This is a genomic window from Flavobacterium pectinovorum, from assembly GCF_022802975.1.
In the GTDB taxonomy this organism is placed as follows: Bacteria; Bacteroidota; Bacteroidia; order Flavobacteriales; family Flavobacteriaceae; genus Flavobacterium; species Flavobacterium pectinovorum_B.
In genome coordinates this window covers 13,432-38,495 of record NZ_JAFEVZ010000017.1, presented here as the reverse complement: position 1 = coordinate 38,495, position 25,064 = coordinate 13,432, and the positions used below count along the sequence as shown (strand labels likewise).

Annotated in this window: 27 protein-coding genes and 1 riboswitch; of the genes, 21 read left to right on the top strand and 6 right to left on the bottom strand. The window is 34.3% G+C overall.

All coding sequences use genetic code 11. The features are described from left to right. Positions 1-2 precede the first annotated feature (2 nt). Positions 3-1,031 (bottom strand): LacI family DNA-binding transcriptional regulator, encoded by a 1,029-nt coding sequence (locus tag FLV_RS18535; RefSeq protein WP_243236180.1) that lies wholly within the window; start codon positions 1,029-1,031, stop codon positions 3-5. Positions 1,032-1,399: 368 nt separating this feature from the next. Here FLV_RS18535 and rplM point away from each other — a divergent pair, with 368 nt between their 5' ends. The 9 genes from rplM (at position 1,400) to FLV_RS18490 (ending at position 9,307) form a co-directional block, all read left to right on the top strand. Then, positions 1,400-1,855: a 50S ribosomal protein L13 gene (rplM, locus tag FLV_RS18530; protein ID WP_232675962.1), complete on the top strand. Its 456-nt coding sequence runs from the start codon at positions 1,400-1,402 to the stop codon at positions 1,853-1,855. After that, positions 1,855-2,241, top strand: coding sequence for a 30S ribosomal protein S9 (gene rpsI / locus FLV_RS18525; protein WP_012023687.1), 387 nt, complete (start codon positions 1,855-1,857; stop codon positions 2,239-2,241). The genes rplM and rpsI overlap by 1 nt, the downstream gene beginning before the upstream one ends. Positions 2,242-2,469: 228 nt before the next feature. Next, positions 2,470-3,249 (top strand): 30S ribosomal protein S2, encoded by a 780-nt coding sequence (rpsB, locus tag FLV_RS18520; protein WP_243236179.1) that lies wholly within the window; start codon positions 2,470-2,472, stop codon positions 3,247-3,249. Between the two features lie 138 nt (positions 3,250-3,387). Next, entirely contained in the window at positions 3,388-4,350 is a 963-nt protein-coding gene (gene tsf, locus FLV_RS18515) for a translation elongation factor Ts (protein ID WP_243236178.1), read from the top strand. A 353-nt stretch (positions 4,351-4,703) separates the two neighbouring features. Further along, complete coding sequence (locus tag FLV_RS18510; protein WP_243236177.1) at positions 4,704-6,341, top strand: hypothetical protein; 1,638 nt, start codon at positions 4,704-4,706, stop codon at positions 6,339-6,341. Positions 6,342-6,368: 27 nt separating this feature from the next. Next, positions 6,369-6,875, top strand: a complete 507-nt coding sequence (locus tag FLV_RS18505; protein WP_243236176.1) for a hypothetical protein — start codon at positions 6,369-6,371, stop codon at positions 6,873-6,875. A gap of 16 nt (positions 6,876-6,891) precedes the next feature. After that, complete coding sequence (locus FLV_RS18500) at positions 6,892-7,359, top strand: hypothetical protein (protein WP_243236175.1); 468 nt, start codon at positions 6,892-6,894, stop codon at positions 7,357-7,359. A gap of 14 nt (positions 7,360-7,373) precedes the next feature. Continuing rightward, the gene (locus FLV_RS18495; RefSeq protein ID WP_243236174.1) at positions 7,374-8,324 is read left to right on the top strand and encodes a DUF6175 family protein; all 951 of its coding nucleotides are present in this window, start codon (positions 7,374-7,376) and stop codon (positions 8,322-8,324) included. An 11-nt stretch (positions 8,325-8,335) separates the two neighbouring features. Continuing rightward, on the top strand, positions 8,336-9,307 hold the full coding sequence (locus FLV_RS18490; protein WP_243236173.1) for a hypothetical protein: 972 nt from the start codon (positions 8,336-8,338) through the stop codon (positions 9,305-9,307). A 73-nt stretch (positions 9,308-9,380) separates the two neighbouring features. On the opposite strand, the gene FLV_RS18485 is transcribed toward FLV_RS18490, so the two are convergent. Further along, positions 9,381-11,498, bottom strand: a complete 2,118-nt coding sequence (locus FLV_RS18485) for a M3 family metallopeptidase (protein WP_243236172.1) — start codon at positions 11,496-11,498, stop codon at positions 9,381-9,383. Between the two features lie 178 nt (positions 11,499-11,676). On the opposite strand from FLV_RS18485, the gene FLV_RS18480 reads away from it, so the two are divergent. From FLV_RS18480 to FLV_RS18430, 11 genes are all read left to right on the top strand, one after another. Continuing rightward, positions 11,677-12,354: a queuosine precursor transporter gene (locus FLV_RS18480; protein WP_243236171.1), complete on the top strand. Its 678-nt coding sequence runs from the start codon at positions 11,677-11,679 to the stop codon at positions 12,352-12,354. Further along, positions 12,351-12,920 carry a DNA-3-methyladenine glycosylase I gene (locus FLV_RS18475; protein ID WP_243236170.1) on the top strand — a complete coding sequence of 190 codons (570 nt, stop codon included), beginning with the start codon at positions 12,351-12,353 and terminating at the stop codon, positions 12,918-12,920. Before FLV_RS18480 ends, FLV_RS18475 begins: the two co-directional genes overlap by 4 nt. Positions 12,921-13,054: 134 nt before the next feature. Next, positions 13,055-13,151: riboswitch (TPP riboswitch) on the top strand. Positions 13,152-13,239: 88 nt separating this feature from the next. After that, positions 13,240-13,446, top strand: a complete 207-nt coding sequence (gene thiS, locus FLV_RS18470) for a sulfur carrier protein ThiS (protein WP_243236169.1) — start codon at positions 13,240-13,242, stop codon at positions 13,444-13,446. 213 nt (positions 13,447-13,659) lie between these two features. Beyond that, positions 13,660-15,483, top strand: a complete 1,824-nt coding sequence (thiC, locus tag FLV_RS18465) for a phosphomethylpyrimidine synthase ThiC (protein ID WP_243236168.1) — start codon at positions 13,660-13,662, stop codon at positions 15,481-15,483. Positions 15,484-15,559: 76 nt separating this feature from the next. Then, positions 15,560-16,162 (top strand): thiamine phosphate synthase, encoded by a 603-nt coding sequence (locus tag FLV_RS18460; RefSeq protein WP_243236167.1) that lies wholly within the window; start codon positions 15,560-15,562, stop codon positions 16,160-16,162. Next, positions 16,129-16,881 (top strand): hydroxymethylpyrimidine/phosphomethylpyrimidine kinase, encoded by a 753-nt coding sequence (locus tag FLV_RS18455; RefSeq protein ID WP_243236166.1) that lies wholly within the window; start codon positions 16,129-16,131, stop codon positions 16,879-16,881. Before FLV_RS18460 ends, FLV_RS18455 begins: the two co-directional genes overlap by 34 nt. Then, complete coding sequence (locus FLV_RS18450; RefSeq protein WP_243236165.1) at positions 16,874-17,512, top strand: thiamine phosphate synthase; 639 nt, start codon at positions 16,874-16,876, stop codon at positions 17,510-17,512. Before FLV_RS18455 ends, FLV_RS18450 begins: the two co-directional genes overlap by 8 nt. Next, positions 17,493-18,269 carry a thiazole synthase gene (locus FLV_RS18445; protein ID WP_243236164.1) on the top strand — a complete coding sequence of 259 codons (777 nt, stop codon included), beginning with the start codon at positions 17,493-17,495 and terminating at the stop codon, positions 18,267-18,269. Before FLV_RS18450 ends, FLV_RS18445 begins: the two co-directional genes overlap by 20 nt. A 121-nt stretch (positions 18,270-18,390) precedes the next feature. Beyond that, positions 18,391-18,786 carry a GxxExxY protein gene (locus tag FLV_RS18440; RefSeq protein WP_243236247.1) on the top strand — a complete coding sequence of 132 codons (396 nt, stop codon included), beginning with the start codon at positions 18,391-18,393 and terminating at the stop codon, positions 18,784-18,786. Positions 18,787-18,859: 73 nt separating this feature from the next. Next, entirely contained in the window at positions 18,860-20,020 is a 1,161-nt protein-coding gene (gene thiH, locus FLV_RS18435) for a 2-iminoacetate synthase ThiH (RefSeq protein WP_243236163.1), read from the top strand. Between the two features lie 63 nt (positions 20,021-20,083). Next, positions 20,084-20,794 carry a HesA/MoeB/ThiF family protein gene (locus FLV_RS18430; protein WP_243236162.1) on the top strand — a complete coding sequence of 237 codons (711 nt, stop codon included), beginning with the start codon at positions 20,084-20,086 and terminating at the stop codon, positions 20,792-20,794. Here FLV_RS18430 and FLV_RS18425 read toward each other — a convergent pair. From FLV_RS18425 to FLV_RS18410, 4 genes are all read right to left on the bottom strand, one after another. After that, positions 20,791-21,585, bottom strand: a complete 795-nt coding sequence (locus tag FLV_RS18425) for an MOSC domain-containing protein (protein WP_243236161.1) — start codon at positions 21,583-21,585, stop codon at positions 20,791-20,793. The genes FLV_RS18430 and FLV_RS18425 overlap by 4 nt on opposite strands. Position 21,586: 1 nt before the next feature. Next, entirely contained in the window at positions 21,587-22,225 is a 639-nt protein-coding gene (gene aat, locus FLV_RS18420; RefSeq protein ID WP_243236160.1) for a leucyl/phenylalanyl-tRNA--protein transferase, read from the bottom strand. A 183-nt stretch (positions 22,226-22,408) separates the two neighbouring features. After that, positions 22,409-22,780: a DUF3127 domain-containing protein gene (locus tag FLV_RS18415; protein ID WP_243236159.1), complete on the bottom strand. Its 372-nt coding sequence runs from the start codon at positions 22,778-22,780 to the stop codon at positions 22,409-22,411. A gap of 31 nt (positions 22,781-22,811) precedes the next feature. Then, a complete protein-coding gene (locus FLV_RS18410; protein WP_243236158.1) occupies positions 22,812-23,687 on the bottom strand; it encodes a flavin reductase family protein in 876 nt (291 codons plus the stop codon). A 160-nt stretch (positions 23,688-23,847) separates the two neighbouring features. Here FLV_RS18410 and FLV_RS18405 point away from each other — a divergent pair, with 160 nt between their 5' ends. After that, entirely contained in the window at positions 23,848-24,996 is a 1,149-nt protein-coding gene (locus FLV_RS18405; protein WP_243236157.1) for a sensor histidine kinase, read from the top strand. The last annotated feature ends 68 nt before the right edge of the window (positions 24,997-25,064 follow it).

Here is a 25,064-nt window from a genome sequence, read left to right as displayed (position 1 = left end):
TTTTATTTAGATTTTCTGGTTGACTCTCTTTCCTTTAACTTTGTTTTAATAACAATTGTTTCATAGTCAGAAGTTTCACCTTCACCTTCTTCCAATCTTGAAATTAAGCGTTTGGCTGCAACTTCACCTATTTCAATACCATGCTGACTCACAGTGGTCAAACTTGGAGACAAACGTCTTGACGCTAAGATTCCATCAGCAAATCCTATTATTGAAATATCTTCCGGAACATTAAATCCTTTTTTCAAACTAACCCTCAAAGCTGCAACTGAATCATTTTCATCCAAAGCAAAAATTCCGTCAATTTTATGATCAAAAATTGCTTCAATTTTACTTTTCATATCATCTTCCGAATCTGTGCGAAGAATAATTTTTTCGTTTACCGGAATATTATTATCCTGTAAAGCTTTCAAATATCCATCAGCTCTTAATTTTCCAACACTTAAATTATCTACTGAAGAAATTAAGGCAATATTTTTACAGCCTAAATTAATTAAATGCTGTGTAGAATTCAAAGCCGAATCAAAATCATCAACCACAACTTTATCACATTCAACCCCATCTGCAATCCGGTCAAACATCACAATTGGAGTTCCATCATTAATAATTTCAGAAAAATGAGCATAATCTTCTAATTTTTGAGCTTCTTGCGAAACAGAAAGAATAAAACCATCAATCGTTCCATTACTCAACATTTCAAGTGTATGAATCTCCTTTTCTAAGGATTCATTCGAAATACATGTAATTACATTATATCCTTTTTTATCGGCTACTTTTTCTATACCACTAAAAACCTTTGCAAAAAAGGAGTTTAATATATTAGGTATAATTACCCCAATCGTTTTGGTTTTACGATTCTTTAAGTTCAGCCCAATAACATTTGGCTTATAGTTTTTGAGTTTAGCATACTCTTTAATTTTAATCTTCGTTTGCTCACTAATTTCCGGACTATCATTCAACGCCTTAGACACAGTAGACACAGAAACACCCAATTCTTTCGCAATTTGTTTTAGAGTTGCTTTAGCTTTCATCCAATTCAATTTTATGTAATTAATACAAATATAGTAGAATTACTCAAAATAAAACAAAAAACCCCCTAACACTTATTAAAATCACAAGATATTTTAAAATAAAAACCTCAAATCAAACAGATTGCCATAAGACTTCTTTGTGCAAAATCCTAATTCGATCTTTAAAGCTTTATTCTCAAAAAAATTAAAAACTTTAACACATCTAATCAAAAACATTACAATCATTTTTTTTCATCGCTTAAATTTAAAAACTGACAGCCTGATTTTCAGCAAATAAAATAATCTTTTCAGGTATTTGGTTTTAAAATAATTAATTGTACTTTTGCATCCCCTTTATTGGGGATGGAATGTTTAATTAAAATAATATTATGGACGCATTAAGCTACAAGACAATTTCAGCTAGCAAAGCCACTGTAACAAAAGAGTGGATTGTTGTAGACGCTGAAGGTCACAACTTAGGTCGTCTTGCTTCAAAGGTTGCGATGATCTTAAGAGGTAAGTACAAGCCAAGTTACACACCACACGTTGACTGTGGGGATAACGTAATTGTTATCAACTCAGAAAAAATTAACCTTACAGGTACAAAATTGAATGACAAAATTTACATGCGTCATACAGGTTACCCAGGAGGACAAAGAACTTTAACTGCTAAAGTATTGCAAGCTAAGAACCCTGCATTATTAGTAGAAAAAGCTGTAAAAGGAATGTTACCTAAAAACAAATTAGGAGCTGAACTTTTTAGAAATCTAAATGTTGTTGTAGGTGCCGAGCATACTCACGGAGCTCAAAAACCTAGAACTGTTAACCTAAATGATCTTAAGTAATGGGAGTTATTCACAAAATCGGTAGAAGAAAAACCGCTGTTGCACGTGTTTACGTTTCTGAAGGAACTGGAAACATCACTGTAAACAAAAAAGAATTCGCAACTTACTTTCCAACTGCAACTTTACAATACAAAGTTTTACAACCATTGTCTATGACAGAAAATGTAAACAACTTTGATGTAAAAGTAAACGTTTACGGAGGTGGTACAACTGGTCAGGCAGAAGCTGTAAGAATGGCATTAGCACGCGTAATGTGTGAAGTTAACGCTGAAAACAGAGGAATCCTTAAGCCAGAAGGTTTATTAACAAGAGATCCAAGAATGGTTGAACGTAAGAAATTCGGTCAGAAAAAAGCTCGTAAGAGATTCCAGTTCTCTAAACGTTAATATTACCTGTCTTGTACATTGGTACAAGACTATCAATTTATTTATTGAAATTAAAAAACACAGTTATTGTTGCTCTCCTATCGAGGTAGGAAATAGTTTAGCATCTAAATGGGTTAAGTCTTAAAGTCGAAAGTCTTAAAGTCAGAAATCTTAAAGCCTAAAGCAAATTGCCTAAAGCCAAAAGTTCAAAACACATTGCTAATCAACAGAACGTAAACTAGTACAAAAATGGCAAACAAAATAGAAGTAAAAGACTTACTAGAAGCAGGTGTTCACTTTGGACACATGACTAGAAAATGGGATCCAAACATGGCTCCTTACATTTATATGGAGCGTAATGGTATTCACATTATCAATCTATATAAAACTGCAGCTAAAATTGAAGAAGCTAACGAAGCTTTGAAAAAAATCGCTGCTTCAGGTAGAAAAATCTTATTCGTAGCTACCAAAAAACAAGCAAAAGACATCGTTGCTGATAAAGCAAAGGCTGCAAACATGCCTTACATCACTGAAAGATGGCCTGGTGGAATGCTAACAAACTTCGTAACTATCAGAAAGGCAGTTAAAAAAATGTCTTCTATTGATAAAATGAAGAAAGATGGTACTTTCATGACACTTTCTAAAAAAGAGCGTTTACAAGTTGATCGTCTACGTGCTAAATTAGAGAAAAACTTAGGTTCAATCGCTGACATGTCGAGACTACCAGCTGCATTGTTCGTAGTAGATATCAAAGCTGAACACATCGCAATAAAAGAAGCACAAAAATTAAACATTCCAGTTTTCGCAATGGTTGATACGAATTCAGACCCAAGAGAGGTTGATTACGTGATTCCTGCAAATGATGATGCTTCTAAATCAATTGACAAAATTTTATCTTTAGTAACTGCTGCAGTAATCGAAGGTCTTTCTGACAGAGGTTCTGAAAAAGAAGTTGAAGCTACTGAAGAAGTTGCTGCTGCTGTTGAAGCTGCACCAGCTGCTGAAGCTGCTCCTGCAACTGAAGAATAAATCAAATTTTAAATTCCAAATTTTAAATTCCAAATTCCAAATACAAAATTAAAAACGTTATGTTGATAATTTAATAAAATTGGAGTTTGGGATTTAAAAGATGGAATTTTTACTTTTAACATTAAAATTCAAAATATTATGGCAACAATTACTGCTGCAGACGTAAATAAATTAAGACAATCTACAGGTGCCGGAATGATGGACTGTAAAAAAGCTTTAGTTGAAGCTGACGGAGATTTCGATAAAGCTATACAAATCCTTAGAGAAAAAGGACAAAAAGTTGCTGCTAACCGTTCTGACCGTGAGTCTTCTGAAGGAGCTGCTGTTTCTTTTATCAATGCTGACAACACTAAAGGAGCTATCATCACTTTAAACTGCGAAACTGACTTCGTAGGTAAAAATGAGGCTTTCGTAACTTTAGCTAAAGATTTAGTAGAAAAAGCGATCAACTTCTCCACTAAAGAAGAATTTTTAGCTTCAGATTTCAACGGAATTACTGTTGCTGAAAAATTAATCGAGCAAACTGGTGTTATCGGTGAAAAAATTGAAATCGGTGGTTTTGAAATTTTAGAAGGTGCTTTCGTTGGATCTTATGTTCACGTTAACAAAATTGCTGCATTAACTGCAATTTCTACTGCAATTCCTAATGCTGATGTTTTAACGAAAGATGTTTCTATGCAAGTTGCTTCTATGGGAGCTGATACATTATCTTACAAAGATTTTGACCCAGCTTTCGTTGAATCTGAACTTGCTGCTCGTATTGCAGTAATCGAAAAAGACAATGAAGAAGCAAAACGTTTAGGAAAAACTTTGAAAAATGTTCCTAAATACATTTCTTTCTCTCAATTAACGGAAGAAGTTTTAAAACAAGCTGAAGAAGATGCTAAAGCTGAATTAAAAGCGGAAGGTAAACCAGAACAAATCTGGGATAAAATTATTCCTGGGAAAATTCAACGTTTCATTTCTGACAATACAACTTTAGATCAAGAAAAAGCTTTACTAGATCAAAACTTCATCAAAGATGACAGTAAAAAAGTTGGTGATTATGTTAAAGGATTCAACGTTGAAATCACTGGTTTCAAAAGAGTTACTTTAGGTTAATATATTATTTCAATATTTTAAAAGCCCGAATATTTATTTATTCGGGCTTTTTTTATATAATTTCTTATGTTTTATTTACCGAAAATTAAAATCTTAAATAAAAAATCAACTGTACAAAAAGGCAAATATTAAAAAAAACGTACAAACAATAGCCTCCTTTATTTCTTTAACAAAAGAACGAATTTAAAACCTTAAACAGTAGTTAAATTCTTATAAAAAATCATCATAAGTATATTTTTTTGAGGTTTTTCTTGTTTTAATATTCTAAACAATGTTAATTTTTTATGTTGTTTATTAAAAAAATAAACTTTAGTTTTACTGCTCAAAAACTGAATTAAAAACATGCCAACTTTATGAAAATAAAACTACTAAGTACTTTATTATTAATTCTATACCTGACGCTGGCTGGCGCCCAAACAAAGTCTAAAAAAAAGACAACTGCCAAAAAGTCGCCAAAAACTACTTTAGTTAAAGAAAAAGAAGTCGAAGAGAATGTTGACAAACAAATTGTGGAGGAAGCACCAGAATCAAACCCTTTAAAAGTAAAATATAGAAGAAGTTCGCTCTATACTATGATGATAGAAACTCCTTCTATGCCATTTTCTGATTCGATAAAAAGATATTTTATCTCTAGTAAAATACCTGATAAATTCAATAATCATAATTTAGATAATAGAATTTTAAGCAAATTACCAACTCCTCCTCCTGCATTATTTGGATCAGCTCAAACTGGCACTCAAAATACAGGTTTATTAAATACAATAATTAGTGTAGGATCTTCAGATGACTCATCAGATTTACCTGAACCCGTATCAAATCAAACGCTTAATCTTCTAGCGGCTTCTCAAACTTCTTATTCCAAAGAATATTTAGCGGAACGGAAAAGACTGGAACAGGAAGCAAAAGAAATAGGGGTAACAAAAAAGAAAAAAATATTAGAATATATCGACAAAAGGGTCACTTTTGATGAACAAAGGCAACAAAAAGAGGAATATGATTTATTGCCTCAGGAAACCAAAGATCAAATTAAGGCAAATCAAAAAGAAATCAGTGATATTGCTAAGATGTTAGTAGCCAAATGGTTTGAACGGTCTCCAAAAGGAGGCTTCAACATGAGTCTTATTAAATCCAGAGGTCATTATGATGCTTCAATGTTAGATATTGCCAAGGCCAGAGCCAGTAAAAGAGGCTTAGCCATGCTAGGGGATGCCGGTGAAGAATTAATTAAAAACACCTTTGTACTTATCAATGAATTCAGGTACACAAACAAAGAAGAGGTTGCTAAAAAAACCAGTAGTTTACTAAATATCGTTTCGCAAGCAGCCACTTTTGTTCCTGGTGCCTCTAATGTTTCAAATGTTGCTGCCTTGACTTCTGTTGGTGTAACTGTTGCTGGTAAAGGATACGTTGTAAAAACAAAAGGGCATTTATATCGATTGGATTGGAATGATGAAGTTGCAGCTAAATTTTATGCCGATTTTTGGGCTACTGACAAAACTATTACACCTGAAAAGAAAAAAGCTTTTGATGAAACTGATATTTTTAAATTAATTTATATAGGAACCGATGATTCCTGGGCTGATGTTCAATCGTCAATTTTCACAAACAAAACAGATTTAAAATTAGTTGAAAGAGCTACAATGAAAGCCATGGATGCGGTAATTGTAAAACTTCAAAAAAATCATGATCAATTCAAAACAAAAACTCCACTATATACAAGCGAACCGCCTACCGCAAAAATTGGGTTAAAAGAAGGGTTGACTACAAAATCTGTTTTTGATGTTTTAGAACAGCAAATTAACGAACAAGGTATTCCCGTTTATGTTACTGTAGGACAAGTAAAAGTAGATGAAAAATATCCTATTTGGGACAATCGCTATGGATCCGATGTAGAAAACCCTGACACAACTACAGATAAAACTCATTTCAAAAAAATTAGTGGAAAAGAACTTTATCCGGGAATGTTGTTAGTTCAGAAAAAAGGAAAATAATCGTACAATTAATATCAACAAATAAAAATGAAAAAACTATTCACTCTATTTATTTTAATCTCTTCATTGACTGTTTTTGGTCAAGCACAAAAAAAAGCTGATAAAGCAACAAACGAATGGAAATATGAAATTGAATGTGCAGGCATTGGCACCGACGGAACTTACCTGGTAAAAGTTTGGTCATATTCTAAAAAAGGCAGTGTTGCCATTACACAAGCCAAAAAAAATGCTATACATGGTGTTATTTTTAAAGGTTTTTCTGCCGGAGAAAGAGGTTGCAACGCCCAAAAGCCCTTAACTACCAATCCAAACATTGAAACTGAAAAGCAGGATTTTTTTCAATCTTTCTTTGAAGAGGGAGGTAAATACATGAAATACGTTAGCGAATCAACTGACGGAAATATAGATCCTTCTGATCGTATGAAAGTTGGAAAAGAATATAAGATTGGCGTAATCGTATCTGTATCTAAAGATGCTCTAAGAAAAGATCTTGAAGCTGCCGGAATCATCAGAACTTTATCATCAGGATTTTAATCTAATACATAAAAACATGAAATTAATTTTACCATTAATCGCATTCCTAGTAATTACCACTTCGCATGCTCAGCAAAAAATAGCAGGTAATTACATTCACAAAACTGAATGTCTTGGTATTGAATTAGATGGCTCCCAAACTGTAAAAGCATGGGGAAATGGAAAAAACAATGCTGATGCTGAAGAACAGGCAAAAAAAAATGCAGTACGCGATGTGCTTTTTAACGGCATCCATGAAGGCAAGCAGGAATGTGAAACAAAACCTCTTATCACCGAAGTTAATGCACGTGAAAAATACGAAGAGTATTTTAACGATTTTTTTACCGATAGCGGAAACTACAAACGTTTTATTTCTTTACGTGATGAGAACAACGAAAAAAGAGATAAAAGAAAAGCTCATAAAAGTATCACCAAAGGACTTGTTTTGAGGGTTCTTCGCTCCGATTTAAAAAAGAAATTAATTGCAGACGGTATTCTTAAATAATAATTAAAAAACTAATGAAAAAAATCGTTAACCTTAAAAAATCACTAGCTTTATTTGCAATTTTATTTGTAAATATTGCTTTCTCACAAGCAAAAAAACCAACCATTATGATAGTTCCCAGTGACGTATGGTGCAACACTAATGGATATATGATGGAATATAATAATCAGGGAACAAAAGTAAAAATACCTAATTATAAAAAAGTATTTCAAGAAAACATGGACATTAAAACCGTGATATCTAAAATCAATACTTTAATGGCCGAAAGAGGTTTTCCTCTAAAAGATATGGAATCGGCAATCAAAACTCTTGAAGCAGAAAGTGCTGAAAATGCTATGACAGCTAAATCAGGAATCGCAGAAAGCCCGATAGACAAGTTAAAAAAAGTTGCTAAAGCAGATATTATCATACAATTAACCTGGGCTACAAAACAAGTTGGGCCGAAAAACTCTGTAAACTTTATCCTTCAGGGAATCGATTCTTATACCGATAAACAAATTGCTGCCGCACAGGGAACTGGAGCTCCATCTTTTTCTGCAGAAACATCAGTTCTTCTTGAAGAAGCTGTTTTGGCTCATGTAGACAACTTTAATGCGCAGCTTCAAAAGCATTTTGATGACATGTTTGAAAATGGCAGAGAAATAATTGTTCGAATTAAAAAATTCAACGGCTGGTCTGGTAATTTGGAAAAACAATATGACGGACAAGATTTAAGCACGATCATAGAAGACTGGATTTCACAAAACACCGTTAAGGGACGTTTTAATACAAGTGATGTAACCGAAAACAGTATGCTTTTTGAACAAGTACGCATACCACTTTATGATAGTAAAAACAGAGCTACAGATGCCAGAGGATTCCTTAAAGGCCTTCAGGATTATTTAAGAAATGCCCCATATTCAATTCCGAACAAACTAACTATGAAAGGTCTAGGTCAAGCGGTAATTATTTTAGGTGAAAAATAAAAGAAACAGTTATGAGAAATTTTATCAATAAAAATATTTTTAGCGCATTAGCTATATTGGGCTGTAGCTTTTTTACAGCTGCACAAAGTCCATCTTCAAAAGAGGCTTTGGGCAATATTGCCTTAACATCTTATGTCCCGGAGCAAATTGAAAATCTGCCGGCAGGAGCAGAAAGCTTATTAATTAGTAAATTGAACGAAATCACCAGTGCAAACGGAATAGCTGCATCAGGTATTGATTCAAGATTTATCATTACAGCCAATATTAATGTTCTAACCAAAGATATGTTAGCTACAGCTCCACCAATGACTGCTTTAACTTTAAATATAAATCTTTATATTGGTGACGGTCTAGACGGAAAAAAATATTCAAGTCATACCGTAACGGTTAAAGGTGTAGGTACAAATGAAAACACTGCCTATATGGAAGCCATAAAGGAAATAAACGCTAATGACGAAAGCATTCAGAGTTTTGTGTCAAATGGAAAAACCAAAATCATCACTTACTATAATACTCGTTGCGCTCAAATAATCAAAGAAGCTCATGCCCTTCAGGCGCAGCTAAAATACGATGAGGCCATTTATAAACTTACAGCAATTCCTGAAGAATGTACGGAGTGTTACCACAAAGCAGTAGCAAGCATTGCGCCTATCTTTAACAAAATGATAGATCGAGATTGTAAACTAAAATTAGCTCAAGCCAATAATCTTTGGGCTGCAAATCAGGATGTTTCTACCGCAAACCAAGCAGGAGAAATTTTAAATTCTATTGATCCTCAGGCAAGCTGCTACAATGAGGTTAAAACTTTATCCGCAAAAATATCGAAACGCGTTTTAGATCTTGAACAAAGAGAATGGGACTACAAAATAGAAACAGATATCAATCTTAAAAGAGACTTAATCAAAGCCTACCAGGAAGTAGGAGTTGCTTATGGAAATGGTCAGGCAAAATCTGTTGTTTATAATGTACAGGGATGGTGGTAAAACATCCCTTTTATCAAAATCAAAAAGCCTCGAATATTAGTTATTCGAGGCTTTTTTTTTACTATGAAATATATTATTTTTTACCCTTAACAGGAAAATTTCTAGCACGCATCAAGGCATCAGACTTTGGAGCTCTTCCTCTAAAATTCTCGTATGCTTTTTCCTGATCAATGGTGTTTCCTACACTAAAAACTGTATCATAAAGTCTTTTTGCCACTTCTGTATCATAAGGACCTTTTCCTTCAGCAAAAGCCTCCCAGGCATCTGCATTAATCACATCTGCCCATAAATAACTGTAATACCCAGCAGCATATCCATCACTTGAAAAAATGTGTCCAAACTGTGGAATTCTATGACGCATCACAATTTCTGACGGCATGTGCAATTTGTCTAAATTTTCTTTTTCGAATTTATGAGGATCAATTATATCAGTAGTCAAATGCAATTTCATATCAATTAAAGAGCTTGAAATTGTTTCGACAGTAGCAAATCCTTCGCCAAAATTAGCAGCTCTCTCAATTCTTTCCATCAATTCTTTTGGCAAGGGTTGCCCTGTTTTATAGTGCAAAGCAAATTTACTTAAAACTTCCGGAGTAGCCAGCCAGTGCTCTAACAACTGAGACGGAAACTCTACGTAATCTCTCGCAACCGCTGTTCCTGCCAAACTTGGATAAGTTACATCAGAACATAAACCGTGTAATGCATGACCAAATTCGTGAAACAAAGTAGAAGCATCATCCCATGAAATCAAAATTGGCTCGTTATCAGCTCCTTTAATAAAATTACAGTTATTAGAAACAATTGTAAGTACCTCTCCGTTTAATTTTTGTTGTTGTCTATACGAATTCATCCATGCGCCTGAACGCTTTCCTACACGCGCATAAGGATCAAAATACCAAAGACCTATAAGTTTTCCGGTAACTTTATTACTCACTTCCCAAACGCGTACATCAGAATGATAAACCGGAACATTTGTAATTTGTTTAAAATTCAAATTGAATAATTCACCCGCAACCCAAAACATTCCTTCGCGAAGTTTTTCTAATTGCAAATATTGCTTCACTTCATTTTGATCTAAATCGTATTTTGCTTTTCTAACTTTCTCAGCATAATAACGATAATCCCAAGGCTGAATTTTAAAATTACCTCCTTCAGCATCTACAATTTTTTGCATTTCGGCAACATCATCCTTTACTTTTGCAACTGCCGGCTCCCAAACAGACTCCATTAAATCAAGAGTTCTTTGCGGCTCTTTGGCCATTTTATTAGATAAATTCCAATGTGCGAAAGTAGGAAAACCAAGTAATTTTGCTTTTTGCTGACGCAATTGTAAAATCTTTACCAGCGTCGCATTATTATCATTTTCATTTCCGTTGTCACCACGTTTTACAAAAATATCAAAAGCTTTTTCTCTTAGGTCTCTACGAGTAGAAAATGTCAAAAATGGCTCAATAGAGGAACGTGTGTTCGCAATACAACCCAATACATCTAATTTTCTGGCTTTAGCCTCAGCAATTGCAGCATTTTTTACTTCGTTTGGTAATCCCGAAAAATCAGCTTCTGTAGTTAAAGCTACGTATTGATTGTGCTCTTCGGCTAATAAATTTTGACTGAATTTAGTAAAAAGAGAAGCCAGCTCTTGATTAATTGCACTTACTTTGGCTTTTTTTGCATCATCTAATTTTGCTCCTTCACGAACAAAACGAGTATAATACACCCAAATAAGACGTTGTTGTTCACTGGTTAGTTTTTTACTTTCTTTAGCATTATATAAAGTTTCAATTCTAATAAATAGCTTTCTGTTTTGATTGATTTTATCATCAAAAGCAGACAATTTAGGAGACATTTCTCTGTCAATTGCACTAAATTCAGCACTGCTTAAATTTGATCTGTAAATTCCATAAACAGAAGAAATTCTCGAAATAGTTTTTCCAGAAAGTTCTAAAGCAGCAATTGTATTATCAAAAGTTGGCGCTTTTGGATTATTTGCAATTACATCAACTTCATTTAATTTTTCCTGAATCGCAAAATCAATTGCCGGTTTAAAATCAGATACTTTATATTCGTTAAAGGCAGGAACTCCACCGTAAGGGCCAACCCATGGCTTAAGCAAAGGGTTTTCGACATTAGTTTGTGCGTTTGACGCAAAAAAAGTTGTTCCCATGAGAAAAAATGTGATTATTTTTTTCATTAATTATTAGTATTTTGTTTTAATAATAAAATTATTATTGTTTCAAAAATAACTAAAAAAGACTGTTTCTATAAAAATTTAACTTTCAAACCATTTTAAAACAAAATTTTAATTTAAAATCAAACCATTTTATGTTATACAGAAATAGCTTAAATTTGAATTATCATTTACCAAATATATGTTTAAAACCAAAAAGGAAATTGTTTTTGTAGTTCTGGCAGGAATTTTTATAACCAATGCTGTTGTAGCCGAGCTGATTGGAGGAAAATTAATTCAGATAGGACCATTCGTAATGAGTATCGGGATTTTACCCTGGCCAATTGTTTTTCTTACTACTGATTTAATCAATGAATATTTTGGTGAAAAGGGAGTCAAAAAACTTTCTTTTATAACGGCATGCCTAATTGCCTATGCTTTTTTACTATTGTTTATGGCAATCGTAATTCCGGCAGCAAAAGGAATAAGTCCTGTAAACGACGAACAATTTCAGGCTGTATTTGGCCAAAGTATGTGGATTATTGTTGGAAGTTTAATTGCCTTTATGGCTTCACAATTAATCGATGTTTGGATATTTTGGTTTTTTAAAAGACGAACCGGAGAAAAAAAAATATGGTTAAGAGCAACCGGATCAACTGTAATTTCACAATTATTTGATTCTTTTATAGTCCTTGGAATTGCTTTTTGGCTCCCGGGAAAAATTGATTTTGATACCTTTATTTCTTCCGGACTAACAGGCTATGTTTTTAAACTATCTGTGGCAGTTCTACTCACTCCACTAATTTATGCAGGACATCACTTAATTAAAAAATATCTGGAAAATGACAATCTCAATTCAGATCATAATTCAAAAGAATGACAACGCAGGAACCTATTAGATGCAGCTGGTGTACATCAAGCGATTTATACAAAAAATACCATGATGAAGAATGGGGTGTTCCGGTTTATGATGACCCTACTCTATTCGAATTTTTGATTCTGGAAACTTTTCAGGCCGGATTAAGCTGGATAACCATTTTAAACAAAAGAGAAAACTTCAGAAACGCTTTTGACCATTTTGATTATAAAAAAGTAGCACAATATTCTGAAGACAAAATCGAAGAATTGATGCAAAACACCGGAATCATCCGCAACAAACTCAAAATAAAAGCTGCTATTTCAAACGCGCAGGCATTTATGAAAGTTCAGGAAAAATTTGGAAGTTTTTCAGATTATATTTGGAAATTCACCGATGGGAAACCGATCATAAACCATCCAAAAACCTCAAAAGATATTCCGGCTACCACTCCGCTTTCTGACGAAATCAGTAAAGATTTAAAAAAAAGAGGATTTAAATTTGTCGGTTCAACAGTTGTTTATGCACACATGCAAGCCACCGGAATGGTCAATGATCACGCCCAGGATTGCTGGACAAGAGCTAAATAAAAATTTTGTTTCAGGTTTCACATTTCAGGTTACGCTGTTATCTTAAACAGAAACAAAAGTTCTCCTCACATACAACTTGAAACTTAAAACCTGAAACTTTTTTAAACTCCCAAACAAATTTTCATTACATTTGCTTCACACTTTAGGGGTGTCTGCATTGCGCAGGCTGAGATTTTACCCTCTGAACCTGATCTAGTTCATACTAGCGTAGGGAAAAGTAAGATGACTTCTTCACGCATTTTTTTGTGCGTAATTGTAGCCATTCCTAAGGTTTTTTAGATACACTGCTGTGCATCTCTACAACTAAAATTTAAAAGGAATGGAACTAAAAATCAACCAACAAATCAAACAATTCAATGCCGAATCGCTAAGTATTCAGTCATTGCTCGATCTCGAAATTCCAAACAAACAAAACGGAATCGCCGTTGCCATTAACAATACCGTTGTTCCAAAAATAAACTGGAGCCGGCATTTTGTATCCGAAACTGACGAAATCCTAATTATCTCTGCCACTCAGGGAGGATAATTTTGCTGCACGAACGGGCTATCCGTTACAAGTCCGCAGTCGTCAACCACAAAAACACAGTCATAACAAAGCTTCCGCTGGTCGCTTTTTTATTTCTTGTTTTTTACGGTTTTCTTCTTTACGGGCTTTACACTTCTATCCCTGGCAGAAACCGGCTGCGAGAAATTTAAATTTTCAATCAAAATAACAATAGTAATTCAAATCTAAAAAAAAATGAATCAGGAAGAACAAATATCCAGAACCCCATTTCCAAATTCTAAAAAAGTATATATCGATGGCGAAATTCATCCCATAAAAGTTGCTATGCGCGAAATCCATTTAAGCGATACCAAACTTTCGAATGGCGGAATTGAAAAAAATCCTCCCGTAACCGTTTACGATACTTCGGGAGCTTATACTGATCCGGATGTCGAAATCAACATCCGAAGAGGTTTGCCACGTTTAAGAGAACAATGGATTTTAGAACGAAATGATGTTGAAATCTTAAACGAAATAACTTCAGATTACGGACAAACCAGATTGAAAGATGAAAGTTTAAACCATCTGCGTTTTGAATATTTACATCAGCCAAAACGTGCAAAAAAAGGCACGAACGTAACACAATTATACTACGCTAAACAAGGAATCATCACTCCTGAAATGGAATATATTGCGATTCGGGAAAATCAACGCATCGAACTTTTAAACGAACAAACCAAAGCCATGCAGTGTCAGCACAGCGGACATAGTTTTGGTGCAAATACTCCAAAAAACAAAATCACACCCGAATTTGTCCGTAGCGAAGTTGCCTGCGGAAGAGCCATAATTCCAAACAATATCAACCATCCGGAAAGTGAACCCATGATTGTGGGCCGTAACTTTTTAGTAAAAATTAATGCTAATATCGGAAACAGTGCTGTAACTTCAAGTATCGAGGAAGAAGTTGAAAAAGCAGTCTGGGCTTGCCGCTGGGGAGCTGACACGATTATGGATTTGTCAACCGGAAAAAACATTCACGAAACCAGAGAATGGATTATACGTAATTCACCGGTTCCAATTGGTACTGTTCCGATTTATCAGGCTTTAGAAAAAGTAAAAGGAATCGCAGAAGATTTAACCTGGGAAGTTTTCAGGGATACCTTAATCGAACAAGCGGAACAAGGGGTTTCTTATTTTACAATTCATGCCGGAGTTTTACTGCGTTATATTCATTTAACCGCTAATCGTGTTACCGGAATCGTTTCCCGAGGCGGATCAATTATGGCAAAATGGTGTTTATTTCACCATAAAGAAAACTTCCTGTACACGCATTTTGAAGAAATCTGCGAAATCATGAAACAATATGACGTAGCTTTTTCTCTTGGAGATGGTTTGCGTCCGGGATCAATTGCAGATGCAAACGATGCTGCACAATTCGCCGAATTAGAAACTTTAGGCGAATTGACAAAAATTGCATGGAAACATGATGTTCAGGTTTTTATTGAAGGTCCGGGACACGTTCCGATGCACATGATTAAAGAAAACATGGACAAACAATTAGAGCATTGTCATGAAGCTCCATTTTATACTTTAGGCCCATTAACCACAGATATTGCACCGGGTTACGATCATATTACATCTGCAATTGGCGCTGCGATGATTGGCTGGTACGGCTGTGCGATGTTGTGTTATGTAACGCCTAAAGAACATCTTGGTTTACCGAATAAAAAAGACGTAAAAGACGGTGTGATCACCTATAAAATCTCAGCCCACGCTGCCGACCTGGCAAAAGGTCATCCAGGTGCACAGTATCGAGACAACGCCTTGAGTAAAGCACGATTTGAATTCCGCTGGGAAGATCAGTTTAATTTGGCGTTAGATCCTGATACAGCAAGAGAATTCCACGATGAAACGCTTCCTGCTGATGGTGCAAAAGTCGCCCATTTCTGTTCGATGTGCGGACCAAAATTCTGCTCGATGAAGATATCTCAGGAAATCAGGGATGTCGCAGCTGCCGAAAAAGGAATGCAGGAAAAATCAGAAGAGTTTATTGAACAAGGGAAAGAGATTTATATTTAATGTGAGATGCTCTTTGTAAAATGTGAAAAGTCTTGATTTTCACATTTTACATCTCACAGAAAACATTTTACGGAATATGATTGTAATTACAAATCCTTTGGCTGTTGCAGATGAAATAGGCATTATTGATTCTTTATTTGAGGAAGGATTGTCTTTGCTTCATGTTCGGAAACCGGATTTTTCAGAAGTAGAAACAGCAAAATTTATTCATCAGATAAAACATAAATATCGGGAGAAACTGGTGCTGCACCATCATCATGAAATTGCAGCTGACTTTGGAATCAACAGAATCCATTTTTCAAAAAAAGACAGGAAATCCAATCTCATTTTTCCTGCAAGGTTTTCAAAACCTTGCAGGTATTTTTCAACATCAACGCATTCTATTGAAGATTTTAATTCTTTAGAAAATGATTTTAATTATGCTTTTTTGAGTCCTGTTTTTAAAAGTATTTCGAAAGAGAATTATAATCCAAAAAAAAATCTTTTTGAAGCTTTAAAATTAAAAACAAATTATACAACAAAGGCTATCGCTTTAGGTGGAATCGACTCTGAAAACATTCAAAAAATACTTGAAAATGGTTTTGATGATGTTGCACTTTTAGGTACAATCTGGAATAGTCCCAATCCAATTAAAAATTTTAAACTATGTCAAAAAATCGTCCTTTCGCTCTCAGCATAGCAGGTTTAGATCCTTCGGGAGGAGCCGGAATTTTAGCCGATACGAAAACTTTTGAACAGCATCAGGTACAAGGATTAGCTATAAGTACTGCAAATACAATTCAAACCGATTGTAAATTCTACGAAATCGAATGGACATCGCTTGATTTTGTGTTACGATCCATCAAAAAGTTATTCAAAAACTATTCTGTAAAATCGGTTAAAATTGGTATTGTCCCTTCTTTTTTCTACTTGAATGAAATAGTTTCCTTAATTAAAAAATTAAATCCAAACACCATTATTGTGTGGGACACTGTATTAAAATCTTCGACAGAGTTTCAATTTTTAACAATTGAAAATCAAGCAGATTTACAAAAAACATTATCCAAAATTGACTTAATAACACCCAATTATGAGGAAATACTACAGCTTTATCCCAATTTTATTTCTGAAAAACTTTGGGTTAAAAATGAACTCCCAACCGCTATTTTATTAAAAGGCGGTCATAATCATACCGCTTTGGGTACTGATTATTTATTTCTAAAAAGCAATCTTATAGAACTTTTACCCACAAATATCAATTTCCGCCCCAAACATGGATCAGGTTGTGTATTGTCTTCAGCCATTGCGGCAAATTTAGCTTTGGGTTATGACTTAAAAACCGCTTGTTTAGAAGCTAAATTGTATATCGAAAAGTATTTAAACTCCACATCATCACTAATTGGACATCATTATGTTTAACAAATTACAATATATTTCACAAGGCGATACTGTCGAAAAGCAATTATACAATATCCATCAGGCTCTGGATGCTGGTTGTGACTGGATACAAATGCGATTTAAAAATCAAACTCCTGAGAAAAGATTTGTTTTGGCCGAAGCTGTCAAAATTTTATGCGAAGAATACCTGGCAAATTTCATTGTAAACGATGATGTTTTACTCGCTCAGAAAATTGCTGCAGATGGCGTTCATTTAGGTTTAACAGATATGAGTATCTCTGAAGCCAGAGCTATTTTAGGAGATACAAAAATTATTGGCGCAACCGCAAATACTTTTGAAGATGTTCTTAATCAATCCAAAAACGGCTGTGATTATATTGGTTTGGGGCCTTTTCAATTTACTGAAACCAAAGAAAAATTAAGTCCGATTTTAGGTACTGAAGGTTATGTTTCTATACTGAATAAAATGAAAACAGAAAACATCACAACACCTGTCTATGCCATTGGCGGAATCACTTTAGAAAACATAGAAAGCCTGATAAAAACAGGTATTCATGGCATTGCCGTTTCCGGAATGATTACAAAAAGCCTTCAAAAAGAACAACTGGTTCAACAACTTAACGACAAATTATATGCAAACGTCATTATTTAATATAGGAGATAAAACCTTTAATTCCCGCTTATTTTTGGGAACGGGCAAATTTGGTTCTAATCTGCAAATGGAAGAAGCTATTCTAGCCTCGGAAAGCGAATTGGTAACAGTCGCCTTAAAACGAATTGATCTCGAAACCGATACAGATGCAATTTTATCACATTTACAGCATCCCAACATCAATTTATTGCCCAACACATCAGGCGCCAGAAATGCAAAGGAAGCTGTTTTTGCTTCGCAATTGGCACGTGAAGCCCTCGAAACCAATTGGGTAAAACTTGAAATCCATCCGGATCCAAAATATTTGATGCCGGATCCAATTGAAACTTTAAAAGCTACTGAAGAATTGGCAAAACTTGGTTTTTTTGTTCTGCCGTATATCCATGCTGACCCGGTTTTATGCAAACATCTGGAAAACGCAGGAACTACCGCAGTCATGCCTTTGGGTTCGCCAATTGGAAGCAATAAAGGCTTAAAAACAATTGATTTTTTAGAAATTATTATTGAACAAAGCACTGTTCCTGTAATTATTGATGCCGGAATTGGTGCTCCCTCTGATGCCGCAAAAGCCATGGAAATTGGCGCCGATGCTGTTTTGGTAAATACTGCAATTGCAGTTGCAGGAAATCCAAAGTTAATGGCTGAAGCTTTTAAGGAAGCGGTAATTGCCGGAAGAAAAGCGTTTGAAGCCAAAGTCGCTAATCAGCAAAATTATGCTGTGGCTTCGAGCCCTTTGACTTCTTTTTTATATGAATAAAATTATTTCACGCAGATTTTGGCAGATTTAAGCAGATCTAAAAAAGATTTTATTTTCTTAAACAGCTTAAGATAAAAGAAAGAAAATTCTTTATTTTTAAATAATTAAAAATTAGAGAATGATGACAGAAAACGAAATATCATATAAAATAAGAGGGGCTATATTTAAAGTTTATAACAAACTAGGTCCAGGATTATTTGAATCTGTTTATGAAAGTGCTTTACATTATGAATTAACAAAACTTGATTTAAAAGTTGAAAGGCAAATAGCAATTACAATTCCTTACGATGAACTTATATTAGATGTTGCTTTTAAAATTGATTTATTGGTTGAAGACAAAATAATAATAGAATTAAAATCTGTTGAAGATTTAGCCCCAATTCATTATAAGCAAATTGCGACATATCTAAAACTCACTAATAAAAAGATAGGTTTATTAGTGAATTTTAATACTCTAAACATATTGGACGATATTAAAAGAATAGCTAATAAATATAAAAATGAAACACAAATCTAAGTAGATTATAACACGGAAAATCATTTTTTATCTGCTTAAATCTGCCAAAATCTGCGTGAAACAAAACAATACAATGCAAACATTCAAATCCACTTTTCAGCAATACGATTGGGATTCCATTCAATCAAAAATATACCAAACCACATCAAAAGATGTTGAATATTCTTTGGCTAAAACCAAAAGAAATCTCGATGACTTTCTGGTTTTGATTTCACCGGCAGCTCAGCCTTATTTAGAGCAGATGGCACAGGAATGCCATGAAATTACCAAAAAACGTTTTGGCAAAACCATTCAAATGTATGCACCGCTGTATTTAAGCAACGAATGTCAAAATATCTGTACCTATTGCGGTTTTAGTCTGGACAATAAAATCAAAAGAAAAACACTTTCGGATTCAGAAATAAAACTGGAAGTTGAAGCACTGAAAAAAAACGGTTTCGATCATGTTTTACTCGTAACTGGCGAAGCTAATTACACCGTAAATATTAATTATTTTCTGAATGCAATTGATTTGATTAGAGAACAATTTTCAATTATTTCTGCTGAAGTTCAGCCACTTTCAACCGAAGAATACCAACGTTTGCACGAAGCCGGCGTATATTCTGTTTTGGTTTATCAGGAAACCTATCATCAGGAAGTGTACAAGAAATACCATACCAAGGGTAAAAAGTCCAATTTTGATTTCAGGCTGGAAACTCCAGACCGAATTGGAACTGCCGGAATTCATAAAATAGGTTTGGGCGTTTTATTGGGCTTGGAAGACTGGCGAACGGACAGCTTTTTTAATGCCTTACATTTAGATTATCTTCAAAAGAAATACTGGCAGACCAAATATTCAGTCTCTTTTCCCAGATTACGCCCGGCAGAAGGTATTATTGAACCTAATTTTATTATGGATGATAAAGACCTGACACAGTTAATTTGCGCTTATCGGCTATGGAATGAAGATCTGGAAATCTCGATTTCGACCCGTGAAAGCGAAAAATTCCGAAATCATATTATTCCGATTGGTGTTACAAGTATGAGTGCAGGTTCTAAAACAAATCCGGGCGGCTATGTCGTTGATCCGCAATCTCTGGAACAATTCGAAATCAGCGATGAACGTTCTGCAGAAGAAATTAAACAAATTATAAAAAAATCAGGCTACGAACCCGTTTTAAAAGACTGGGACAGGAGTTTTAGTCATAAAGTTGGAAAGTCGAAAGTCATAAAGTCTATTACTTTAGATAATTAGTTTTTTGACTTTCAACTTTTGACTTTCAACTTTCGACTTTAAAAACTTTAAGACTTACAATTAATGAGCATTATAAAAGAATTTTTACGTTACAGCAGACAAACTATCTTACCGGAAATTGGCGACGAAGGCCAGGAAAAACTCAAAAAGGCAAAAGTTCTGGTTATTGGAGCCGGAGGTTTAGGATGCCCTATTTTACAATATATTGCTACCGCTGGCGTAGGTTTTATTGGAATAATGGATTTTGATACCATCGAAATCCACAATCTTCACAGACAGATTTTATATACTGAAAGCCAAATTGGTCAGCAGAAAGCAATTGTAGCCCAAAATATTGTTTCGAAACTAAATCCCTTAATTCAGGCTGAAGCTATTTCTGAAAAAATAACGATTGAAAATGCAACGCAGATAATTCAGCAATATGATGTTATTGTAGACGGCTCAGATAATTTTACAACCCGGTATCTGGTAAATGACACTTGTGTTGCTTTAAACAAACCTTTAGTTTATGGAAGCATTTTAAAATTTGAAGGACAGCTGGCTGTTTTTAATCATAACGGAAGTAAAAATCTTCGTGATTTATTTCCTGAAATGCCTGACCCAAAGTATGTTCCGAATTGTAATATAAATGGAGTTCTGGGTACTTTACCCGGAATTATTGGTACGATGATGGCGCATGAAACACTAAAATTGATTTTAGAATTACCAACCTTAAAAAACGAATTGGTACTTTTTAACACTTTGAATTATAGCTTTACAAAATTGAATTTCTAAAAAACAACTTCATCACCAACCTGAATTATTCCCGGATTCAGACCCACAATATTGGTTCCGAATAAAACAGAATTGTTGAAATTCCTGTATTTACTTAATGTTTTCAGAGGTTCTTTTTTTACAACTCCACTCTGCGGATCATTGTTAACCATAATACATCTTCCGCAGGGTTTTACGTTTTTAAACTGAACTTCTCCAATTTTAAAATGCTTAAAATCATCTTCTTCATGGGGATTTTTGCTGCTGATAACAATATTGGGACGAAATCTTCTTATGGTAATTTTTTCTTCTAATTTATCATTCAAAAAATCTAAGCTTTTTGTTCCGATTAATAAATAGGGATAGGCATCGGCAAAACTAACATTATACGTTTCTTTTGACCTGGAACTTTCATGCTTGCGATCACCAGCTTTAATAATTTTCACCAATTTACATTCAAATCCTAAACGATCGCTAAACCATTTGGAAGTTGTTTTATTTACTTCGAAAACAAAACTTTTATCATCCCAAACTTTAGTATAAATCTGACTATCTAAATGTTCACTGATTGAAAATTCATGTTTCTGATCCTGAAAAGTAACCGTGATTTTTCCTTCGGAGATTTGAGGATAAAACTGACTCATTATTGGATATTCACGCTGTGTGATATGTTGATTATCTGAATCGATTAACATCCATCGGCGGTCGTTTTCAAAGCCCATTTCTTCAGCAAAAGCGTTTTGGCTGCTAATTCCGGCAAGGCTCTTTATCGGATAAATATAAATTTCTTCTACTATGTAAACAGCACTCATTTTATTCACTTTTTAAAATAGACATAAAATCGTTGCGATCAATTTCGCGGCAGCCTAAACTCTCCAAATGCGGATTATAAACCTGACAATCAAGTAATTTATAATTTTCTTCTTTTAAATGTTTTACCAAAGATATAAAAGCCACTTTTGAAGCATTTGAAACTTTAGAAAACATACTTTCACCACAGAAAACATGTCCCAAATCAATTCCGTATAAACCACCCACTAAAATATCATCCTGCCACACCTCAACCGATTTTGCAAATCCTTCTTTGTTTAATTTGCAATAGGCATCGATCATTTCGTTTGAAATCCAGGTTCCATTTTGTCCATCACGTTTTATTTTTTGGCAATTTGAAATTACGTCTTTAAAGTTCTGATTAAAAGTAACTTTAAACTGATTTCGCTTCAAAATAGTACGCATACTTTTTGAAACAACCAATTCATCTAAAAACAAAACCATCCTTGGATCCGGTGACCACCACAAAATGGGTTCTCCGTCATTGAACCAGGGAAAAATTCCGCTTTTGTAAGCCAATTGCAATCGCCCTGAACTTAAATCACCGCCAACAGCCAGAATACCTTCTTCATCGGCTTCTGTTACAGGAGGAAAAAATAAATCTTTAGATACGTAATACATTTAAAAAATCAATTTCAATAACAATGGCAATTTCAAACTTCCATAATCTTTCTTTGTGGAGTTACTTGTGCGATTTCTTACTTCAGTCGAAATAACAAAACTAACTCAAAAATAAAATTCCAAATCCCAAATACACAGTAATGATTTGGAATTTGGAATTTTTAAATTTTGTAATTTAAACTCTTAGAAAGGCAAATCGTCCGGTTCGTCTTCGTTTAAATTAGTTGCCGGAGCAAAAGCTTCTGCTGCAGGCATAGGTGGTGTCTGTGCAGGACCTTCAGGAGCTAATCTTTCGATTCTCCATCCCTGAATACTATTAAAATATCTGGTTTCTCCTTGTGGATTAACCCATTCTCTTCCTCTTAAATTGATAGAAACTTTTACAGCCTCACCTTGTTTGTAGCTACTTAATAAATCGCATTTATCTTGTGTAAATTCGATTAAAATATGTTGCGGATACTGCTCATCTGTAGTAACAACTAATTCTCTTTTTTTGAATGAGGCACTAACTTGCTGTTCCGGATTAACCACTTTTACTTTTCCTGTAACTTCCATCTTCTGTCTATATTAATTATTGTTTCTTTTCTTATTTCTTTGCCAAAAGCACTTTCCAGGCTGATAAAACATCTCCTTCATCAAGGTGTTTTTTGGCTTCTAAATGTATTTTTTGCTGATCGTCAGAGCTTAAAACTCCTTTTACCGAAAAATTTTCTTTCACAAATATACTAACTTCTTCTGTTGTAGGCAAGGCTTCTATATTTCCTAGTTTCCCCAAATCGTTCCCGTCAAAAACAGGGCTTTCTTTGATAAAATTTGGAATTGCATCTACTCCAACTCCTAAAGTTGTCAGTGGTTTTTCTACTTCAAAAAGTCCCTGATTCGATCTTGAATACCAGTTACTTCCTAATCTTGAAACCAAATCAATTTTATGCTGATCGATTGCTCCGTTTTCATCCAGAATAGATTCGTGTATATGTATTTTTACCACCTCGCAAAGAATCAGATTTCCTGCACCTCCTTCTTCTCCTAAAGGAATAATCTGTGTGACTTTACACTCAAACTGCACCGGAGATTCTTTTACGCGATAAGGTTTTACCAAATCTGAAGGAATCTGTGTTAAACCTGCTTTAATAAATTCGTTTACACCTTCTCCATATTCAGTACTTGCCAATGAAGTCTGCTGAACCAGATCGTAATTTACTACATTAATTACAACTTCTTTTGTTGCTTCGGCATTAATCAAAGTATGTTTTACGGTATTATCACGCACACGCCTTGAGGGAGAAAAAACCAAAATTGGCGGATTGGCACTAAACACATTAAAGAAACTAAAAGGCGACAAATTAGGAATTCCTTTTACGCTGATTGTACTTGCAAAAGCAATTGGTCTTGGTCCAATGGCACTTTGCAGATAGCCTTGTAATTTTGCCGTTGGTATCTCTTTTGGATTAATGCTAATCATATTTATTTTCTTTTAAACCGAACTTGTTTCAGCAACTACAAAAGTATAGAAATGGTTTATCCAAAAGAAATACTTTTAAGCTTAAAAACAAAAATCTTTAAACATTCACAAAATATTAAATGTGTTTATTTCGTTATATTTATACCTCAAAAATTATTCTATGCATTTTTCTGAAAGCAGAAATACAACCCGTTGGATTATTATTTTTATTTCCTTTTCAATCATTTCGCTGATACTTTGGAATACCTATACCTTTTTTCAAATATTCAAAAACGAAGAACGTTTGAAAATGAATATATTGGCCAATGCTCAAAAAACAATCATCAACGCTGACGAGTATACAGATCTTGATTTGCCTTTGGAGATTACAAACAGCAATGCCTCTGTTCCGGTAATTTTGGTGATGTACGATAAAGTGATTAATTCTAAAAATGTTCCTGAAGAAATCCTTAATGACAAAGCGAAATTTAAAAAACTTTTGAATAAATTAAAAAATGAAAATGAGCCTATAATTTTTGAATATGCTCCCGGAAAACACCAACAGTTATATTACGGAAATTCGGCATTACTGAATAAACTTAAATATTATCCTATTGCATTGTTACTGATTATTTTTTTGTTTGCTGCGTTGATTTACAATTTCTACAGAAGTACCAAAATAGCGACCCAAAATAAACTTTGGGCAGGAATGGCAAAGGAAACTGCCCATCAGATTGGAACTCCTCTTTCTTCTTTAATTGGATGGGTTGAAATTCTAAAAACCGAAGAAATTGATCAGACCATCACAGCTGAAATTGAAAAAGATGTTGAGCGTTTGCAGACAATCACTGACCGATTCTCTAAAATAGGTTCTGTTCCGGTTCTGGAAAATCATGATGTTGTTGCAGAAACCTTACGCACTTTTGAGTATTTACAATTACGTTTCTCAAAACAGGTTGCCTTTTCGTATCAAACTCCGGACAAACCTATTTTTGCACTGATTAATCCGGCACTTCATAGCTGGACTATTGAAAATCTGGTAAAAAATGCTATTGATGCCATGAAAGGAAAAGGAACTTTAGACCTCCAAATTGAGCAGGACAATCATCATGTAAAAATAAACATCAAAGATTCCGGAACCGGCATTTTGAAGAAGCAATTCAAAACTATTTTTGAACCCGGTTTTACTACCAAAAAACGTGGTTGGGGATTAGGACTTTCTTTAACCAAAAGAATCGTTGAAGAATATCATAGCGGAAAAATTAAAGTTTTACATTCTGAAATTGGCAAAGGAACGACATTTCAGATTTCATTAAATAAAAAAGTGTAGCAGGAATTTCTTTGCTACACTTTACATTTTTATTTTTGATTTGAATTAAAAAAGATTTCGACTCCGCT

Excerpts from the sequence above, each read along its gene's own strand:
- FLV_RS18535 (WP_243236180.1), bottom strand. The coding sequence starts at position 1,031 with ATGAAAGCTAAAGCAACTCTAAAACAAATTGCGAAAGAATTGGGTGTT.
- rplM (WP_232675962.1), top strand. The coding sequence starts at position 1,400 with ATGGACGCATTAAGCTACAAGACAATTTCAGCTAGCAAAGCCACTGTA.
- rpsI (WP_012023687.1), top strand. The coding sequence starts at position 1,855 with ATGGGAGTTATTCACAAAATCGGTAGAAGAAAAACCGCTGTTGCACGT.
- rpsB (WP_243236179.1), top strand. The coding sequence starts at position 2,470 with ATGGCAAACAAAATAGAAGTAAAAGACTTACTAGAAGCAGGTGTTCAC.
- tsf (WP_243236178.1), top strand. The coding sequence starts at position 3,388 with ATGGCAACAATTACTGCTGCAGACGTAAATAAATTAAGACAATCTACA.
- FLV_RS18510 (WP_243236177.1), top strand. The coding sequence starts at position 4,704 with ATGAAAATAAAACTACTAAGTACTTTATTATTAATTCTATACCTGACG.
- FLV_RS18505 (WP_243236176.1), top strand. The coding sequence starts at position 6,369 with ATGAAAAAACTATTCACTCTATTTATTTTAATCTCTTCATTGACTGTT.
- FLV_RS18500 (WP_243236175.1), top strand. The coding sequence starts at position 6,892 with ATGAAATTAATTTTACCATTAATCGCATTCCTAGTAATTACCACTTCG.
- FLV_RS18495 (WP_243236174.1), top strand. The coding sequence starts at position 7,374 with ATGAAAAAAATCGTTAACCTTAAAAAATCACTAGCTTTATTTGCAATT.
- FLV_RS18490 (WP_243236173.1), top strand. The coding sequence starts at position 8,336 with ATGAGAAATTTTATCAATAAAAATATTTTTAGCGCATTAGCTATATTG.
- FLV_RS18485 (WP_243236172.1), bottom strand. The coding sequence starts at position 11,498 with ATGAAAAAAATAATCACATTTTTTCTCATGGGAACAACTTTTTTTGCG.
- FLV_RS18480 (WP_243236171.1), top strand. The coding sequence starts at position 11,677 with ATGTTTAAAACCAAAAAGGAAATTGTTTTTGTAGTTCTGGCAGGAATT.
- FLV_RS18475 (WP_243236170.1), top strand. The coding sequence starts at position 12,351 with ATGACAACGCAGGAACCTATTAGATGCAGCTGGTGTACATCAAGCGAT.
- thiS (WP_243236169.1), top strand. The coding sequence starts at position 13,240 with ATGGAACTAAAAATCAACCAACAAATCAAACAATTCAATGCCGAATCG.
- thiC (WP_243236168.1), top strand. The coding sequence starts at position 13,660 with ATGAATCAGGAAGAACAAATATCCAGAACCCCATTTCCAAATTCTAAA.
- FLV_RS18460 (WP_243236167.1), top strand. The coding sequence starts at position 15,560 with ATGATTGTAATTACAAATCCTTTGGCTGTTGCAGATGAAATAGGCATT.
- FLV_RS18455 (WP_243236166.1), top strand. The coding sequence starts at position 16,129 with ATGTCAAAAAATCGTCCTTTCGCTCTCAGCATAGCAGGTTTAGATCCT.
- FLV_RS18450 (WP_243236165.1), top strand. The coding sequence starts at position 16,874 with ATGTTTAACAAATTACAATATATTTCACAAGGCGATACTGTCGAAAAG.
- FLV_RS18445 (WP_243236164.1), top strand. The coding sequence starts at position 17,493 with ATGCAAACGTCATTATTTAATATAGGAGATAAAACCTTTAATTCCCGC.
- FLV_RS18440 (WP_243236247.1), top strand. The coding sequence starts at position 18,391 with ATGACAGAAAACGAAATATCATATAAAATAAGAGGGGCTATATTTAAA.
- thiH (WP_243236163.1), top strand. The coding sequence starts at position 18,860 with ATGCAAACATTCAAATCCACTTTTCAGCAATACGATTGGGATTCCATT.
- FLV_RS18430 (WP_243236162.1), top strand. The coding sequence starts at position 20,084 with ATGAGCATTATAAAAGAATTTTTACGTTACAGCAGACAAACTATCTTA.
- FLV_RS18425 (WP_243236161.1), bottom strand. The coding sequence starts at position 21,585 with ATGAGTGCTGTTTACATAGTAGAAGAAATTTATATTTATCCGATAAAG.
- aat (WP_243236160.1), bottom strand. The coding sequence starts at position 22,225 with ATGTATTACGTATCTAAAGATTTATTTTTTCCTCCTGTAACAGAAGCC.
- FLV_RS18415 (WP_243236159.1), bottom strand. The coding sequence starts at position 22,780 with ATGGAAGTTACAGGAAAAGTAAAAGTGGTTAATCCGGAACAGCAAGTT.
- FLV_RS18410 (WP_243236158.1), bottom strand. The coding sequence starts at position 23,687 with ATGATTAGCATTAATCCAAAAGAGATACCAACGGCAAAATTACAAGGC.
- FLV_RS18405 (WP_243236157.1), top strand. The coding sequence starts at position 23,848 with ATGCATTTTTCTGAAAGCAGAAATACAACCCGTTGGATTATTATTTTT.